The organism is Plantibacter sp. Leaf314, assembly GCF_001423185.1.
Lineage (GTDB): Bacteria > Actinomycetota > Actinomycetes > Actinomycetales > Microbacteriaceae > Plantibacter.
This window is the reverse complement of record NZ_LMOB01000001.1, coordinates 2542718-2559879: the sequence shown is the minus strand read 5'-3', so window position 1 is coordinate 2559879 and position 17162 is coordinate 2542718. Positions and strand designations below refer to the sequence as shown.

Here is a 17162-nt window from a genome sequence, read left to right as displayed (position 1 = left end):
AGTGGGACGCCGTTCACGCCCGGACGAGGAGGGTGGACGAGCCGTCCTCCAGCCGACGGACCTCGATCCGCTCGCCGATGCGCTGCTTCATCTCCTCGACGTGACTGACGACACCGACGACCCGGCCACCCGCCGAGAGACGGCCGAGTTCGGCCATCACCGTGTCGAGGGTCTCGGGGTCGAGACTGCCGAAACCCTCGTCGACGAAGAGCGTGCCGAGTTCGACGCCACCGGCCTCACCGGTGACGACGTCGGCGAGCCCGAGTGCGAGGCAGAGCGAGGCGTAGAAGGTCTCGCCGCCGGAGAGCGACTTCGGGTCGCGTCGGCGATCGGTCCGGTGATCGTGGACGGTGAGCGACAGGCCGACCTTCTGGCTGCGGGAGGGCCCCTCCTTGAGGTCGCTTCTGACGAGCTCGTAACGGCCACCCGACATCGATTCGAGGCGGGCGTTCGCCGCCGCGACGACATCCTCGAAGCGGCGCAGCAGGACGTAGGTGCCGAGTGTCACCCGGGTGGCGTTCTCGCTGCCGGAGGCGGACACCACGTCGGCGAGGCGCACCACGGCCGCGGCCTCTCGGATGGCCTCGGCGTTCTCCTCCGCCGCCGCTTCGAGCGCGGCACCGGCCGTTGCCGCATTGCTGGCGCGTCGTGCCGACACCGCGGCCGCGGCCGTCGCCGTCCCAGCCGCCGCCTCGGCCTCCGCCAGGCGTTGGGCCGTCGCGACGACGTCCGGAGCCTCGGCGTCCGCCGCCTCGACGATGCTCGGGCTCGCGAGGGCCTGGGCGTTCGCCGTCGTGTGGCGCAGATGGTCGGCGACCCGCGCCTCGGCGTTCGCGCGCTCCACGCCGCCCATCGCCGCCGCCTCCGCTGCCGCCCGGTCCGGGAAGCCGGCGCGCTCGAGCGCCGCCTCCAGCTCGACGGTCCGTTCCGCGTCGCGCTGACGCCGCTCGGCGAGGGATGTGCGCGCACCGGCGAGCTCGGCGAGCGCGGCGAGTTCGGAGGCGAGCAGGGCATCCAGCTCGGCCAGCGACGGAGCCCGGTCGTCCAGGACCCTGAGCACCTCGACACGGGCCTGCTCGTGCGCGCGTTCAGCCGACGCGGACCGCTCGATCAGGGTCGCGCGCTCGGCGACGAGCTGCGCCTCCGCGACCACACCGGCGAGGTGTTCCTCGGCGAGCCGACCGGCCTCCGCGAGCTCGGCCTGGGCGTGTTCCGCAGCGGAGGCCGCCTCCGTGCGCTGCCGCTCGGCAGCGTCGACCGCGGCGTCGACCTCGCTCCTGGCCGCCGCGGGGTCGAAGCCGGCCGGCCCGGCCACCGGCTCGGTGTCGCGGTCGTGCTCGGATCCCAAGTCCGCAGCCTCGGCCTCGGTTCCGGCGAGGTCCTCACCGCTGTCGACGGCGAGCGTCAGGACCGTCTCCACGAGGCGTCGGCGCTCGGCGAGCGCGAGGTCACGGGCCTGCTGTGCCGCGTGCAGGGCGGTCTCGGCCTCGTCGCGCGCGGCGGCGGCCGCCTCGACCGCGTCAGCGTCGGGGTGATCGCCCGCGAGCGCGGCGGGAGCCGGGTGGCTGAGCGAACCGCAGACACTGCACGGCTCACCGTCGACCAAGCCTGCCGCGAGCTCGCCCGCCATCCCGTCGATCCGGCGGAGCCGCAGCGTGGTCTCGGCTTCGACCGCGGCCTTCGCCCCTGCCGCCGCACTGGTGAACCGTGCGGTGAGTCCGGAGAGGCGCGCATCCGCGGCGTCCACCTGGTCGAGCGCCGTCCGGCGTTCGGCGGCTCGCGCCACCGAAGCCCTCGCGCGCTCCAAGGTGGCGGCGGCGTCCGCAGCGCGCTGCGGTGCTTCCTCGAGGGCAGCTCGACGGGCGTCTCGTCGGGTCTGTTCCTCGGCCAGTTCCGCGAGCCGGTCGTCGAGCTGGGCGAGTTCGGCGCGGAGGCCGTCGAGCACGAGCTGGCGTGCCGCGGTGCCGGCCTCGAGCGCGAGCACGGCGGTGAGGCCTGCGCGCTCGACGGTGATCGCCTCGCGACGCGACGCGAGGCCCGTGTCGTCCAGGGCGACGATCCGTTCGTCCGTCTGCCGCTCCACCTCGGCGAGGGCCTCGCTCGCGGCGTCGAGCGCGGTGGCAGCCGCCGTGGCTCCGGCCATCGCGGATGCGACCGTCTCGGCGCGCGCGGCCGCCGCGACCCGTTCGGTGAGGGCGGCGACGGGCTCGTCGTCGATCGCGAGCAACTCGCGCTCCCGCAGCAGCTCGGCGCGTCGGTCGAGCGCGGCGAGCAGCGTCGTCGCGGCCACGTGTTCGGACCGAGCCTGATCGAGCGCCTGCCGCGCCTCGGTGGCGGCGGCGGCATCTGTCACGGCGAGCCGTTCGAGGACGGCGACCACGCGCTCGGCGTTCGCGAGGAGGTCCGGCGAATCGGCTTCGAGCGGAACGGCGAGGGCGGCCGGCTCGACGTCGGGTCCGGGCTCGGGGTCTGCGTCGGGACCGACCTCGGTGCTCGTGCCGGGATCAGGCACCGCGAGCTCGAGCGCAGTGGGGTCCACTCCACCTGAGCGGTCCGACCCCGCAGCATCCACGAGCGCTCGGGCGTCGTCGAGTTCCGCGGCCCCGGCGAACCGGGCGATCGCTCGTCCGAGCGCCTCCTTCGCCCCTTCGATGTCGCGCTGCGCCTGCCGCCGTTGCTCCACGAGGTGCTTCGCGAGCCGCTCGTAGTGCTCCGTCCCGAAGAGCGAGCGCAACAGTTCGCTGCGTTCCTCACCACCCGCGGCGAGGAACTTCGCGAACTCCCCCTGCGGCAGGACGATGGTCTGCACGAACTGCTCGCGGGTGAGTCCGACGATGCGGCTGATCTCGGGACCGATCTCCTGGGCGCGCGTCGACAGGGTCTCCCCGGTGGCGGCGTCCGGATCCGTCAGGCGGACGAGGGTGGCACTCGCATGCTGCGGCGTGAAGCCGGTACCTCGCTGCTTGGGCCGCTGATACGCCGGCGTCCGGCGCACGCGGTACACGCCCGAACCGGTCTCGAACACGAGCTCCACGAACGGTTCCGTGCCGGGGAGCGCGTGATGCGAGTGCAGTCGATCCTTGCTGGCGCCGGTGCCGGCGAGCTCGCCGTACAGGCCGAAGACGATGGCGTCGATGATCGTGGACTTCCCGGCCCCGGTCGGCCCCTCAAGCAGGAACAGTCCTGCTCGGCCGAGCTCGACGAAGTCGATGGTGTGTTCACCGGCGTACGGGCCGATGGCTTGGAGGGTGAGTCGGTGCAGTCGCATCAGGCGCTGCCCTCCATGGCGAGGGCGGCTTCGTTGGCCGCCGCGATGAGCTCGCGCTCCCGCGGTGTCGCCGACGCGCCCGTCGCGTATTCGATGAACTCCGCGGTGACCTCCACCGGGTCGGAGACCGCCGTGACCGCTGCGGCCCGTGCGTCCTCCGATCGGTTCGCCGGCGCGTGCGACCAGACGAGCAGGTGGGGGAACCGTCGACTCAACGCGGCGTAGAGCTCCGGCGGACGGACGTCGTCGGTGACCGTGGCACGCACCCATGCGTCGACCGCCGCATCGCCGAGACGGCCCTCCAGCTCGGCGAGGGTGCCGGTCACGTCGACGAGGCGGCGCGGGACCGGCGCCGGCAGCAGCTGCAGCTCGACGGAACCGTCGGCTCCGAGATCGACCAGCACACTGGACTTCACCTGATTCCGCTCCGAGAAGGAGTAGGCGAGCGGCGACCCCGAGTAGCGCATGCGCTCGACTCCCGAAGCAGCGCCCACACGCTGGGCGCCGTGCAGGTGGCCGAGGGCGACGTAGTCGAAGCCGTCGAAGAGCTGAGCCGGGACCGCGTCGACCCCGCCGATCCGGATGTCGCGTTCGCTGTCGCTCGCGAGCCCACCGATGACGAAGGCGTGCGCGGCGACGACCGATCGCACCGGCTGCTGCTCCCGGCGTGCGGCGAGGTCGGCTCGCACGCGGTCGAGGGCGGCGCCCATCACGGCGGCATGCGAACGGGCGAGCGGCGCGTCGGTCGGTCCGAGGACGCCCCTCGCGGTGTCGGGGTCGAGGTAGGGCAGGGGGTAGAAGGCGACGGGGCCGTGCTCGTCGTCGACGACGACCGGTTCGCCGACGCGCGTGAGGTCGGCTCGGATGTCGATGCCCTCCCGCAGCATGGCCGCTCCGAAACCCAGACGGATGGCGGAGTCATGGTTGCCCGGGGCGAGGATGACGCGAGTGCGGGCCGCCAGGCGCCCGAGCGACTCCGACAGGAGCGTCACGGCCTCGACGGGCGGGATCGCGCGATCGTAGATGTCGCCGGCCACGAGGAGGACGTCGACCGAGTGTTCCTCGACGAGCTGCTCGAGGTGCTCCAGGACGGTGCGCTGGTACGGGAGCAGATCCACGCCGTGCAGTGACCGCCCGAGGTGCCAGTCCGAGGTGTGGAGGATCCGCATGGAAGCAATGCTAGGCGGATGCGCCGACACCGCAGTGTCCGCGGATGGCCGGATGCGCGACCCGTCGCTGCCCGCGAGACGTCCTCCTCCACGAACGACAGCAGGGCGTCGCTCTCGCGACGCCCTGCTGTCGTGGTCTGGTCCGGAACCGTGTGGTCCGGGCCGAGCCCTCGCGGACCGTGGTCCGCGAGGAGTTACTTGACGGAAGCCTTGAGCTTCGAGCCGGCGGTCACCTTGACGCGCTTGCCGGCCGGGATCTGGATCTCGGCGCCGGTCTGCGGGTTGCGGCCCGTGCGAGCGGCGGTGTCGGTCTGCTCGAAGGCGATCCAACCCGGGATCGAAACCTTGCCGCCCTTGGCGACGGTCTCAGCGACGGTGGTGAACAGCGCGTCGACAACGCTGCCGACGGTCGCCTGGCTCTGGCCGGTCGATGCGGCGATGGCGGCGACGAGTTCGGTCTTGTTCAAATTTGCCATTGTGAGGGTCCTCCTCGGACGTTGCTGCAACGTACAGCTGACTGGTTGGTAGCGAAGGTGTCGCTGATACGGCACCAACTGGTCGGTGTGACCGCCTCGAATGTAGCAGCAATCCGCGAGAAATCAGGGATGTATCCGCTGTTCGCGGACAAACGGACCTGCGTGTCGGTTGTTTCCCAGCTGGGAGCGGCCCGGACGTCGACCCTCATCGCACGCCGATCACGCTGTGCCCGGCAGCGCGCGAGAGCAGCCACGCCTCGATGGTCGGGAACAGCGTGAGCACGGCGATCCCGATGAAGGCGAACTGGTAGGGCAGGAGGAGACCCCCACCGGAACCGGCCTCGAGCGAGAACCCTGTGGACAGGAGGATCGCTCCCACCGCGACGCCGAACCCGCTCGCCGCCTGTTGCAGGGTCGAGTTCAGGGTGTTCGCCCGCGACATGTCCGCTGGTTCGACGTCGGCGAAGGTGATCGTGTTGTACGCCGTGAAGCCGACCGAGCGCGCGACACCGCTCAGGAACAGCAAGAGCGCCATGACGACGATGGAGGTGTCGGCCGTCAGGAACGCCATGGCGACCATGCACAGCACCCCGATGACGTTCGACGAGACGAGTACGAGTCGGAACCCGAACCGTCGGAGCATCCACGTGGTCGCCGGCTTGATGGCCAGGTTCCCGGCGAACAGGAACAGCACCATCGATCCGGCTTCCACCGGCGTCCATCCGAACGCGTCCTGGAACAGCAGTGGGAGGAGGAACGGAACGGCGCTGATGGTCAGGCGGTAGACGCTGCCGCCGGCGTTCGCCAACCGGAACGTCTCGACGCGCAGGGAGCGGAGGTCGACGAAGGGATGGTTGGCACGGAGGAGGTGTCGGACGGCCAGGCCGAGCAGGGTCAGGCCGACGGCGAGGGACACGGCGAACCAGAGCGGTTCGAATCCGAGGCCGGAGACGAGGGATGCGGCGATGAGCAGCGAGGCCAGGCCGAGGCAGCTGAGCGACAGCCCCAGCCAATCGAGCGGCGGCACGTCGTCCGCGGCGAAATCGGGGACGATGCGGAGGGCGACGATGAAGGCTGCGACGCCGAGGGGCACGTTGATGAGGAAGATCCAGTGCCAGGAGGCGAACTGCGTGATGACGCCGCCGAGAAACGGCGCGATGATCGGTGCGGCCAGCGCCGGCCAGGTGAGGAGGGCGATGGCCTGGATGAGCCGGCCTTTGGGGGTCACGCGGAGGACGGCCAACCGTCCCACGGGCACCATCAGTGCGCCTCCCACGCCCTGGAGGACCCGGAACCCGACGAGCATCGGCAGCGTCGAGCTCAGGGCGCAGAGGATGGACGCGATCGTGAACAGCGCGATGGCGGTGGCGAAGACGCGCTTCGCGCCGAAGCGGTCCGTCAACCAGCCACTGACGGGGATGAGGACGGCGACGGTGAGGAGGAACGCGGTGACGGCGAGGCCGACGGCGGTCGACGAGGTGCCGAGGTCGCGCGCGATACTCGGGGCGGCGGTCGTGAGGATGGTGCCGTCGAGGTTCTCCATGAAGAAGCAGCCGGCGACGAGGAGTGCGATCGCTCGTTGCGTCCGGACGTCCAAGAGCGCCTCCTCGTCGGTGTGGGATCGCCTCCGATCCTCGCAGCTCTGGCCGGAGACGCGAACGGGCCGCCCGCGATGCGGACGGCCTGTTCGGTGTTGCGATGCTGCGTCAGCGGAACAACTGTTCCGGCTGCGTGGCTGTTACCAGCTCGACTTGCGGACGCCGGGCAGTTCGCCCTTGTGCGCCATGTCGCGGAAGCGCACGCGGCTGATGCCGAACTTCGAGAGGTTGCCTCGGGGGCGACCGTCGATGGCGTCGCGGTTGCGGAGGCGAACCGGCGAAGCGTTGCGAGGAAGCTTCTGCAGGCCCACGCGAGCTGCTTCACGCGACTCGTCGGTGCCGGCGGGGTCGACCAGGGCCTTCTTCAGTTCGGCGCGCTTCGTGGCGTAGCGGTCGACGATAACCTTGCGCTGCTCGTTACGGGCGATCTTGCTCTTCTTAGCCATCGTTAGCGCTCCTCTCGGAATTCAACGTGCTTGCGCACTACGGGGTCGTACTTCTTGAGCACGAGACGGTCGGGGTTGTTGCGACGGTTCTTCTTGGTCACGTACGTGTAACCGGTACCAGCCGTCGAACGGAGCTTGATGATCGGACGGACGTCCTGCTGCTTAGCCATTAGATCTTCACCCCACGAGCGAGAATGTCCTTGACGACGGATTCGATGCCACGAGCGTCGATCACCTTGATGCCCTTGGCGGACACCTTGAGGGTGACGTTACGACGCAGCGAGGGCACGTAGTAGGTCTTCTTCTGCACGTTCGGGTCGAAGCGGCGCTTCGTGCGACGGTGCGAGTGCGAGATGTTGTGACCGAAGCCTGGAACGGCTCCTGTCACCTGGCACACTGCTGCCATAGTAGTTTCTCCTTCATTACCGCAGGACGAGTGTCCTGCCCAAGATCTCTTGTCGGCGTCGCGGTCCTCGAGCCGGAGCTCGGGAACCGTGATCACGATGGGGACATGGAGCGTCCACACCAAAGATCGAGCCTACGCCATGTAGACCCGACAAGCAACTGCATTCTGTTGTGCTTCGTTAACGCAAAATGGCCACCCAAGAACCTTGGGTGGCCATTTCAACGAAGAAGTCCGGCGGTGTCCTACTCTCCCACAGGGTCCCCCCTGCAGTACCGCGTTAACGCAAAATGGCCACCCAAGAACCTTGGGTGGCCATTTCAACGAAGAAGTCCGGCGGTGTCCTACTCTCCCACAGGGTCCCCCCTGCAGTACCATCGGCGCAAAGAGTCTTAGCTTCCGGGTTCGGAATGTGACCGGGCGTTTCCCTCTCGCTATGGCCGCCGAAACACTATTGATGTATCAAAGTGAACAAGCAAACCAACACGCTGTGCGAACACAGTGRTGTTGTYTGCGGGTTCTCGACCGTACATCGAGAACCACTCAGTGGACGCGTAGCATCTTCGTATTCAAACAAAGAAAGTGTTATCAAATTATCGGCTTATTAGTACCGGTCAGCTCCGAGAGTCTTTCGTCCTCTCTTCCACATCCGGCCTATCAACCCAGTAGTCTGGCTGGGAGCCTCTCGCCCGAAGGCATGGAAATCTCATCTTAAGGCCGGCTTCCCGCTTAGATGCTTTCAGCGGTTATCCATCCCGAACGTAGCTAATCAGCGGTGCTCCTGGCGGAACAACTGACACACCAGAGGTTCGTCCAACCCGGTCCTCTCGTACTAGGGTCAGATCCTTTCAAATTTCCTGCGCGCGCAGCGGATAGGGACCGAACTGTCTCACGACGTTCTAAACCCAGCTCGCGTACCGCTTTAATGGGCGAACAGCCCAACCCTTGGGACCTACTCCAGCCCCAGGATGCGACGAGCCGACATCGAGGTGCCAAACCATGCCGTCGATATGGACTCTTGGGCAAGATCAGCCTGTTATCCCCGAGGTACCTTTTATCCGTTGAGCGACAGCGCTTCCACAAGCCACTGCCGGATCACTAGTCCCGACTTTCGTCCCTGCTCGACTTGTCAGTCTCACAGTCAAGCTCCCTTGTGCACTTACACTCGACACCTGATTGCCAACCAGGTTGAGGGAACCTTTGGGCGCCTCCGTTACTTTTTGGGAGGCAACCGCCCCAGTTAAACTACCCACCAGGCACTGTCCCTGAACCGGATTACGGTTCGAAGTTAGATATCCAGAGTGACCAGAGTGGTATTTCAACAATGACTCCACCTGAACTAGCGTCCAAGCTTCAAAGTCTCCCACCTATCCTACACAAGCCACACCGAACACCAATACCAAGCTGTAGTAAAGGTCACGGGGTCTTTCCGTCCTGCTGCGCGTAACGAGCATCTTTACTCGTAATGCAATTTCGCCGAGTTCGCGGTTGAGACAGCTGGGAAGTCGTTACGCCATTCGTGCAGGTCGGAACTTACCCGACAAGGAATTTCGCTACCTTAGGATGGTTATAGTTACCACCGCCGTTTACTGGGGCTTAAATTCTCAGCTTCGCCTTGCGGCTAACCGTTCCTCTTAACCTTCCAGCACCGGGCAGGCGTCAGTCCGTATACATCGTCTTGCGACTTGGCACGGACCTGTGTTTTTAGTAAACAGTCGCTTCCCACTGGTCTCTGCGGCCTTCAAACGCTTTCGGAGCAAGTCCTAATACGCCTCAGGCCCCCCTTCTCCCGAAGTTACGGGGGCATTTTGCCGAGTTCCTTAACCACGATTCTCTCGATCTCCTTAGTATTCTCTACCTGACCACCTGAGTCGGTTTGGGGTACGGGCCACTAGAACCTCGCGTCGATGCTTTTCTTGGCAGCATAGGATCACCTACTATCCCTTACGGGTCCGTATCGTGTCTCAGCSTTCACGAGAGACGGATTTGCCTATCTCTCAGCCTACGCACTTACACCGGGACAACCATCGCCCGGCATAGGCTACCTTCCTGCGTCACACCTGTTAATACGCTAAACGCACCAGCATGGGGTCGAGCGTTAGACCGGACCCATCATCCCCGAAGGGAATCAGTCGTCCGGGTTAGGACTCTTAGCACCACTGGATTGTCTTGGGCGGTTCTTCGCGGGTACGGGAATATCAACCCGTTGTCCATCGACTACGCCTGTCGGCCTCGCCTTAGGTCCCGACTTACCCAGGGAAGATTAGCTTGACCCTGGAACCCTTGGTCTTTCGGAGGACATGTTTCTCACATGTCTTTCGCTACTCATGCCTGCATTCTCACTCGTGTAGCGTCCACGGCTGGTTTACACCGCCGCTTCACTCGCCACACGACGCTCTCCTACCCATCAATACGGCTGGACCACGAAGGCCTACCAAAAATATCAATGCCACAACTTCGGTGGCGTGCTTGAGCCCCGTTACATTGTCGGCGCGGAATCACTTGACCAGTGAGCTATTACGCACTCTTTCAAGGGTGGCTGCTTCTAAGCCAACCTCCTGGTTGTCTGTGCAACTCCACATCCTTTCCCACTTAGCACGCGCTTTGGGACCTTAGTTGGTGGTCTGGGTTGTTTCCCTCTCGACGATGAAGCTTATCCCCCACCGTCTCACTGCTGCGCTCTCACTTACCGGCATTCGGAGTTTGGCTGACGTCAGTAAGCTTTTGGGCCCCATCGGCCATCCAGTAGCTCTACCTCCGGCAAGAAACACGCAACGCTGCACCTAAATGCATTTCGGAGAGAACCAGCTATCACGAAGTTTGATTGGCCTTTCACCCCTATCCACAGCTCATCCCCTCCATTTTCAACTGAAGTGGGTTCGGTCCTCCACGACGTCTTACCGTCGCTTCAACCTGGCCATGGATAGATCACTTCGCTTCGGGTCTAGGACATGCGACTGAATCGCCCTATTCAGACTCGCTTTCGCTACGGCTACCCCACACGGGTTAACCTCGCCACATATCGCTAACTCGCAGGCTCATTCTTCAAAAGGCACGCTGTCACACCTACAAGGGTGCTCCAACGGTTTGTAAGCAAACGGTTTCAGGTACTATTTCACTCCCCTCCCGGGGTACTTTTCACCTTTCCCTCACGGTACTTGTCCGCTATCGGTCATCTGGGAGTATTTAGGCTTATCAGGTGGTCCTGACAGATTCACACGGGATTTCTCGGGCCCCGTGCTACTTGGGATACTCCTCGCACGATTGCAGCATTTCGACTACCGGGCTGGCACCGTCTTTGGCTGGGCTTTCAATCCCATTCGTCTATACCACGTTCTAATGCTCCCCGAATATCAGTTCGGAGTGAGAAGTCCCACAACCCCGGACATGCAACGCCTGATAGCTATCACACATGCCCGGTTTAGCCTCTTCCGATTTCGCTCGCCACTACTGACGGAATCACTGTTGTTTTCTCTTCCTGGGGGTACTGAGATGTTTCACTTCCCCCCGTTCCCTCTACCCGCCCTATATATTCAGGCGGGAGTCACCAGGTCACTTGAAAGGCCTGGCGGGGTTTCCCCATTCGGAAATCCTCGGATCACAGCTCGTTTATCAGCTCCCCGAGGCTTATCGCAGATTACTACGTCCTTCTTCGGCTCCAGATGCCAAGGCATCCACCGTTTGCTCTTAGAAATTTGAAATCACATGAGTTTGAATCGATCGTCACCAGTTACCTGATGAAGATTGACCAATGATCAACATCACTTCCGAAGAAGCATGTTTTGATCTTTGTGATCCACAACCCCGAAGGGCCATGAATCTAAGATGCTCGCGTCCACTGTGTAGTTCTCAAAGTACGGGCGGTACCTGCGTGACGGCGATGTATGCCGACAACAACAGGCCCTGAGGTTCGTCCTCCCCCACCGAAGCAGGAAAGATCCGGTCCCTCAGGACCCAACAGCGTGCATATGCAAACCCTCCAGCCGGCCACCGTTCCAATCCCCCGAAGAAGACGTACTWGCTGGCAGACTCTCACGTCTGCATCAATGTCAATGTTCCACCCATGAGCGCCACCCGAGAACATTCGTCTCAGTGTGACTTGGCAACGTAAACCTCGCTGTATACAGACGAGCGTTGCACATGCTCCTTAGAAAGGAGGTGATCCAGCCGCACCTTCCGGTACGGCTACCTTGTTACGACTTAGTCCTAATTACCGATCCCACCTTAGACAGCTCCATCCTTGCGGTTAGGCCACTGGCTTCGGGTGTTACCGACTTTCATGACTTGACGGGCGGTGTGTACAAGGCCCGGGAACGTATTCACCGCAGCGTTGCTGATCTGCGATTACTAGCGACTCCGACTTCATGAGGTCGAGTTGCAGACCTCAATCCGAACTGGGACCAGCTTTTTGGGATTCGCTCCACCTTACGGTATTGCAGCCCTTTGTACTGGCCATTGTAGCATGCGTGAAGCCCAAGACATAAGGGGCATGATGATTTGACGTCGTCCCCACCTTCCTCCGAGTTGACCCCGGCAGTATCCCATGAGTTCCCACCATTACGTGCTGGCAACATAGAACGAGGGTTGCGCTCGTTGCGGGACTTAACCCAACATCTCACGACACGAGCTGACGACAACCATGCACCACCTGTTTACGAGTGTCCAAAGAGTTGACCATTTCTGGCCCGTTCTCGTATATGTCAAGCCTTGGTAAGGTTCTTCGCGTTGCATCGAATTAATCCGCATGCTCCGCCGCTTGTGCGGGCCCCCGTCAATTCCTTTGAGTTTTAGCCTTGCGGCCGTACTCCCCAGGCGGGGCGCTTAATGCGTTAGCTACGACACGGAAACCGTGGAATGGTCCCCACATCTAGCGCCCAACGTTTACGGGGTGGACTACCAGGGTATCTAAGCCTGTTTGCTCCCCACCCTTTCGCTCCTCAGCGTCAGTAGCGGCCCAGAGATCTGCCTTCGCCATCGGTGTTCCTCCTGATATCTGCGCATTCCACCGCTACACCAGGAATTCCAATCTCCCCTACCGCACTCTAGTCTGCCCGTACCCACTGCAGACCCGAGGTTGAGCCTCGGGATTTCACAGCAGACGCGACAAACCGCCTACGAGCTCTTTACGCCCAATAATTCCGGACAACGCTTGCACCCTACGTATTACCGCGGCTGCTGGCACGTAGTTAGCCGGTGCTTTTTCTGCAGGTACCGTCACTTTCGCTTCTTCCCTGCTAAAAGAGGTTTACAACCCGAAGGCCGTCGTCCCTCACGCGGCGTTGCTGCATCAGGCTTTCGCCCATTGTGCAATATTCCCCACTGCTGCCTCCCGTAGGAGTCTGGGCCGTGTCTCAGTCCCAGTGTGGCCGGTCACCCTCTCAGGCCGGCTACCCGTCGTCGCCTTGGTGAGCCATTACCTCACCAACAAGCTGATAGGCCGCGAGTCCATCCTTGACCAAAATTCTTTCCAGCAACTCACCATGCGGTGGAAGCTCGTATCCGGTATTAGACGTCGTTTCCAACGCTTATCCCAGAGTCAAGGGCAGGTTACTCACGTGTTACTCACCCGTTCGCCACTAATCCACCCAGCAAGCTGGGCTTCATCGTTCGACTTGCATGTGTTAAGCACGCCGCCAGCGTTCGTCCTGAGCCAGGATCAAACTCTCCGTAAATGTTGAATTGCACGATCCGAAGACCGGCACATTTCGCGCACCATGCCACSGGAATAGGTGAACACGATGCAAGTTTGAAACTGACAGAACAAATCATTACTGACTTGCTTTGTTTTGTTWAAATGTTTTCCAAAGGAATCTCCCGCAACATCAACCAACCGAAAAGGAAGGCATCAATTGCACGAGGTTTTTGGCATTTGACATTGTGCACGCTGTTGAGTTCTCAAGGATCGGATGCTCCTGCCTTTGGCCATCACGACCGCCCTGCAGGGCAACTTCTCTATCTTACATCTTGCACGCGCCTCCAGTAGTCTGGTCACTCCGTCTGCAGCACGGCAGATGGAGGACTCCCTGGAGNACGAGGTTTTTGGCATTTGACATTGTGCACGCTGTTGAGTTCTCAAGGATCGGATGCTCCTGCCTTTGGCCATCACGACCGCCCTGCAGGGCAACTTCTCTATCTTACATCTTCCCGGCTTGTTGTCAACTCGGCGTTTCAGCCGCTCTGCGAACAGAGTCATGCTGAGCACGAGTGACACCAGGAGGAGGTCATCCAACCGAGACTTGAAACGGTAACATCGAAATGTTCTCGCTTTTGGCTGGGGATTGTCCCCGCTTGAGGCCGAGAAGCTCTTCCGCTTCCCGCACCTTTGGGGTGACGAGTGATTACTCTACGTGTGTCTCGGGATCGTGGCAAATTCCGCTTGCATCCCGGGCGTGTCGCCCGGAAAGACGCGGTTCTCGCCAGCTGGGGCGAAACGGCCACGTCGACCGGTCATTGCGCGATACCCGTTCCCGCGCACCAGGACAGGTCGAATCCGGGCTGTGTACCGACGACCTTCCCCGTGCGGGCTTCGACGACCTCGATCTGCGGACCGTTCGGCATCGGCGCGTTCGCGTACCCGTCGAAGCCGGCATCGGCGAAGTCGGGGACCACGACGACCGCGACGTACTCCGCGTTGGGGCTCGCGCACAACGACCAGACCACCGCACCCGGCTCCGGCGTGTAGAGCACGGCCGTCGCCCCGTCCTTGATCGCCAACACGCGTTGCTGCGTCGTCCCCGCAGCACGGTCGTAGTCCGCGTAGATGCGCGCGGACAAGGATTCCGTGAGGGCGACGAGCTGACCGGGGATCTCGGTGGGTGCCACCGAGGGGAGCACGAACGGCTCGCTCTTCCCCGTGGCGAGGTCGAGCACCACCACGCCGTCGATCTGTTCGATGACGACCTTGGTGGTTCCCGGGATGTAGCTCGAGATCAGGGCGGCGCGACCGAGGAGCACCGGAGCGGTGGTCGCAGCCGGATCGAGCAACTCCAGCGAGTTGTCCACCGTCCGCACGAGCATCGACGACGTGCGCGGCACGAACGACCACTCGGCCGCCTCGACCGCGGCTCCGTCGATCCCGCCCACCCGTTCCGGGCCCGTCGGCTTCCCCGAGCGCAGTTCGAACGAGTACAGCGTCAGGTTGTCGCCGCCGTCCCGACCGAACGACTGCTCCGTGAAGAGGAACCCGACGCGACTCTGCGCGGGAGCCGTCTGCAAGGAGGTGATCATGCCCCCCATGGGGAGCTTCACCTCCTGGGTGGCGCCGTCCCTCGTGTCCACCACGACGATGCGACCCAGCCCGCTCGAATCCTGCTCCACCACGATGAGCGAATCCCCGATCGTCGCGAACTCCTGGATCTTCGCCGCACGGTAGACCGTCTGTCGCTCCCCGCCGTCGAGCGCGAGTCGCATGATCCGGTCCTCGGGCTTCTTCCCCGCCGAACCACCCTGCTTCGCCTCACCCCGGACAAGCGAGAAGCCCTCGACCGGTGGCGTCGAGAACGACGTCGTCAGCTTCGCCGACGGCCCGCCGCCCGGAGCGGTCACGCCGTCGACGGTGATCCGGTAGTCGGTCCCGTAGGCGAGCGGCTCCGGGAAGACCAGGGTGATCCCGCCGTCGCCGGTACTGACGTCGAAGTCCGCCGCCGGCTCGACGCTGACCCGATCCGCCCCGAGATCGGCGATCGGCTGGTTGACGGCCATGACGACGCGCTGACCGCGCGACTCGACGAGACCGGTCGGATCGACCACGGTGCGCACGAGCTTCGGCCCCTGCGTGAGACCGACGACGGCGGCGCCGCCACCGATGACGACGAGCGCGACGAGCACGATCGCGACCAGCCGGCCGAAGCCGCTCCGCTCTGCGTCCACCCGCGTCGATCGACCGCGCACGGCGGAACGGCGATCAGTAGTCATAGGGGTCCGCCGGCTCCTCGACCTTGTCGACCTTCGCCGTGCCGACCACCAGCGGGTGGGTGGCGTCGCCGGCGGTCAGCGTCCCCGAGACCTCGACCCAGTCGCCGGCTTTCAGCTGCTGGGACCACCCGTCGAGCTCCACCGGCACCCCGACCGGCTGCGCGTCGACGGCACAACAGTTCACGACGAACCGCGAGACGTAGAAGACGCCCGCCGCGTCCGGATCGGCGATCACGAAACCGACGCCGGTGAACGCGCGCCCCTCGAGGTCGGCGGGCCGGGTGGTCTGGCGCAACAGGGTCGCCCAGTCCTTGATGCCGAAGGTGCTGAAGTCCGGATTCGAGGTGAGGACCGTCTGCGCATCCTGTCCCTGCACCTCGCCGGCGAGCGTGCCGGAGTTCACGGAGCGCTGATCCGCCGTCGCGACCGACAGCGTGGACGGCGGGAGCACGACCATCGAACCCACCACGGCGAGGCTGCCCACCACCGAAGCGAGCTGCAGCACCGTGCGACCACGGCGCTTCGGGACCGCCTCCGTGTCGACGTGGACGAGGACGCTCACGATGCCGAGCGCCACCGCGATGAGCGCCATGATGACCGTGAACACGAAGTAGCGCGGGTGGATGTAGAGACCGAGGCGGTCGGTCATCGCGAGCCAGAGGATGCAGACCGCGGCGGTGACGAGGAGCAGCACGCCCCACCATCGTTGCCGCAGCCGCTCGAGCAGGGAGACCCGTCGTGGGTCCACCCCCGCCGGGCCTCGGCTCTGCGGGTGGTCGTGGGTCGCGGTCTGATCAGGCAAGGGCGTTCACTCCGAATCCGAGGGCCGCCGAGAACAGCACGGCGACCGCGGTGATGATCACGAGGGTCCTGGTCGTGTAGGTCGTGCGCATGAGCGCGAGCATCTTGACGTCGACGACGGGTCCGAGGACGAGGAAGGCGACGATGGAGCCGGGCATGAAGGTCGAGCCGAAGGAGAGCACGAAGAAGGCGTCGACGTTCGAGCAGATCGACACGATGACGGCCAGCGTCATCATGGCGAGCACCGACCACACCGGGTTCGCGCCGAGCGTGACCAGCACATCCCTCGGCACGAGTACCTGGACGGCGCCCGCGACCGCGGAACCGATCAGCAGCGCCGGCATGATCGCGCGCGCTTCGGCGACGAACTGCTGCAGGCTGCGTTCGATGCGTGTGTGCTCGTGCCCGTGCTGCTCCGTCACCTCGCAGCTGGCCTGGAAGGTCGGGGTGAGCAGCGAGCTCGGGTCCGGATGCTTGCTGAACAGCCAGCCGATGAGGTTCGCGAGCAGGAACCCTCCGACGAGACGGGCGACGAGGATGCCGCCGTCCCAACCGAAGGCCTGATGCGTCGTCACGATGACGATCGGGTTGAGGATCGGTGCGGCGAGCAGGAAGGTGATCGACTCCGGCACCGTGAATCCGCGCACGATGAGCCCTCGGGCGAGCGGGACGTTACCGCACTCGCACACCGGGAGGAACATGCCGAGAAGCGAGATGCAGGCACGACGGAGGATAGGCTGCGACGGAAGCCACCGCTCGAGCCAGCCGTCCGGCAACCAGATCTGCACGAGGATCGACAGCACGATCCCGAGGACGACGAACGGCAGGGACTCCACCACGACGCTGAGGGTCAGGGTGACGAAGTCCCGGACGGCCGTCGGCGGGGTGAGGGCCTCGCCGAGCGGCATGAGTGCCCGGAGGACGAAGAGCCCCACGACCACCGCGAGCGCGGCCCCGATCAGGAGCGGGGTGCGGATGTTCCGCGGATCGCGGCCCTCCGTGCGTCCCCAGTGCTCGGCACCGTCGTCGTCGGGTGCGGTCCAGTCGTCGTCGACCCCGAGGGTGCCGGTCGTCCTGCTCACTGCGG

The 17162-nt window shown here is 64.2% G+C and carries 10 protein-coding genes, 3 rRNA genes and 1 pseudogene; all 14 read right to left on the bottom strand.

All coding sequences use genetic code 11. From position 1 onward, the window contains the following. Positions 1–13: 13 nt before the first annotated feature. The 14 genes and pseudogenes from ASF68_RS12035 to ASF68_RS11975 all read right to left on the bottom strand — a co-directional run bounded on the left by ASF68_RS12035 (position 14) and on the right by ASF68_RS11975 (position 17157). Positions 14–3268: an AAA family ATPase gene (locus tag ASF68_RS12035; RefSeq protein WP_056010535.1), complete on the bottom strand. Its 3255-nt coding sequence runs from the start codon at positions 3266–3268 to the stop codon at positions 14–16. Continuing rightward, positions 3268–4437: an exonuclease SbcCD subunit D gene (locus ASF68_RS12030; RefSeq protein WP_056010533.1), complete on the bottom strand. Its 1170-nt coding sequence runs from the start codon at positions 4435–4437 to the stop codon at positions 3268–3270. Before ASF68_RS12030 ends, ASF68_RS12035 begins: the two co-directional genes overlap by 1 nt. Positions 4438–4631: 194 nt before the next feature. Continuing rightward, a complete protein-coding gene (locus tag ASF68_RS12025; RefSeq protein WP_056010531.1) occupies positions 4632–4913 on the bottom strand; it encodes an HU family DNA-binding protein in 282 nt (93 codons plus the stop codon). Positions 4914–5118: 205 nt separating this feature from the next. After that, positions 5119–5829 carry an MFS transporter gene (locus ASF68_RS19415; protein WP_369796481.1) on the bottom strand — a complete coding sequence of 237 codons (711 nt, stop codon included), beginning with the start codon at positions 5827–5829 and terminating at the stop codon, positions 5119–5121. A 54-nt stretch (positions 5830–5883) separates the two neighbouring features. Then, positions 5884–6537: pseudogene (locus ASF68_RS19410) on the bottom strand (MFS transporter); the annotation flags it as partial. A gap of 114 nt (positions 6538–6651) precedes the next feature. Next, the gene (gene rpsN, locus ASF68_RS12015; RefSeq protein WP_056010528.1) at positions 6652–6957 is read right to left on the bottom strand and encodes a 30S ribosomal protein S14; all 306 of its coding nucleotides are present in this window, start codon (positions 6955–6957) and stop codon (positions 6652–6654) included. A gap of 2 nt (positions 6958–6959) precedes the next feature. Then, the gene (gene rpmG / locus ASF68_RS12010) at positions 6960–7127 is read right to left on the bottom strand and encodes a 50S ribosomal protein L33 (protein WP_056010525.1); all 168 of its coding nucleotides are present in this window, start codon (positions 7125–7127) and stop codon (positions 6960–6962) included. Further along, positions 7127–7363 carry a 50S ribosomal protein L28 gene (gene rpmB, locus ASF68_RS12005; protein WP_056010522.1) on the bottom strand — a complete coding sequence of 79 codons (237 nt, stop codon included), beginning with the start codon at positions 7361–7363 and terminating at the stop codon, positions 7127–7129. Before rpmB ends, rpmG begins: the two co-directional genes overlap by 1 nt. 328 nt (positions 7364–7691) lie before the next feature. After that, positions 7692–7808: ribosomal RNA gene (rrf, locus tag ASF68_RS12000) — 5S ribosomal RNA — on the bottom strand. A gap of 136 nt (positions 7809–7944) precedes the next feature. Next, positions 7945–11061, bottom strand: a 23S ribosomal RNA gene (locus ASF68_RS11995). 450 nt (positions 11062–11511) lie between these two features. Further along, positions 11512–13032 (bottom strand): 16S ribosomal RNA (locus ASF68_RS11990). Together the 16S, 23S and 5S rRNA genes form the textbook arrangement of a ribosomal RNA operon. Positions 13033–13807: 775 nt before the next feature. Beyond that, entirely contained in the window at positions 13808–15274 is a 1467-nt protein-coding gene (locus ASF68_RS11985) for a hypothetical protein (protein ID WP_157580341.1), read from the bottom strand. Beyond that, on the bottom strand, positions 15264–16076 hold the full coding sequence (locus tag ASF68_RS11980) for a TIGR03943 family putative permease subunit (protein ID WP_157580338.1): 813 nt from the start codon (positions 16074–16076) through the stop codon (positions 15264–15266). Before ASF68_RS11980 ends, ASF68_RS11985 begins: the two co-directional genes overlap by 11 nt. Continuing rightward, positions 16069–17157, bottom strand: a complete 1089-nt coding sequence (locus tag ASF68_RS11975) for a permease (RefSeq protein WP_369796458.1) — start codon at positions 17155–17157, stop codon at positions 16069–16071. Before ASF68_RS11975 ends, ASF68_RS11980 begins: the two co-directional genes overlap by 8 nt. Positions 17158–17162 lie beyond the last annotated feature (5 nt).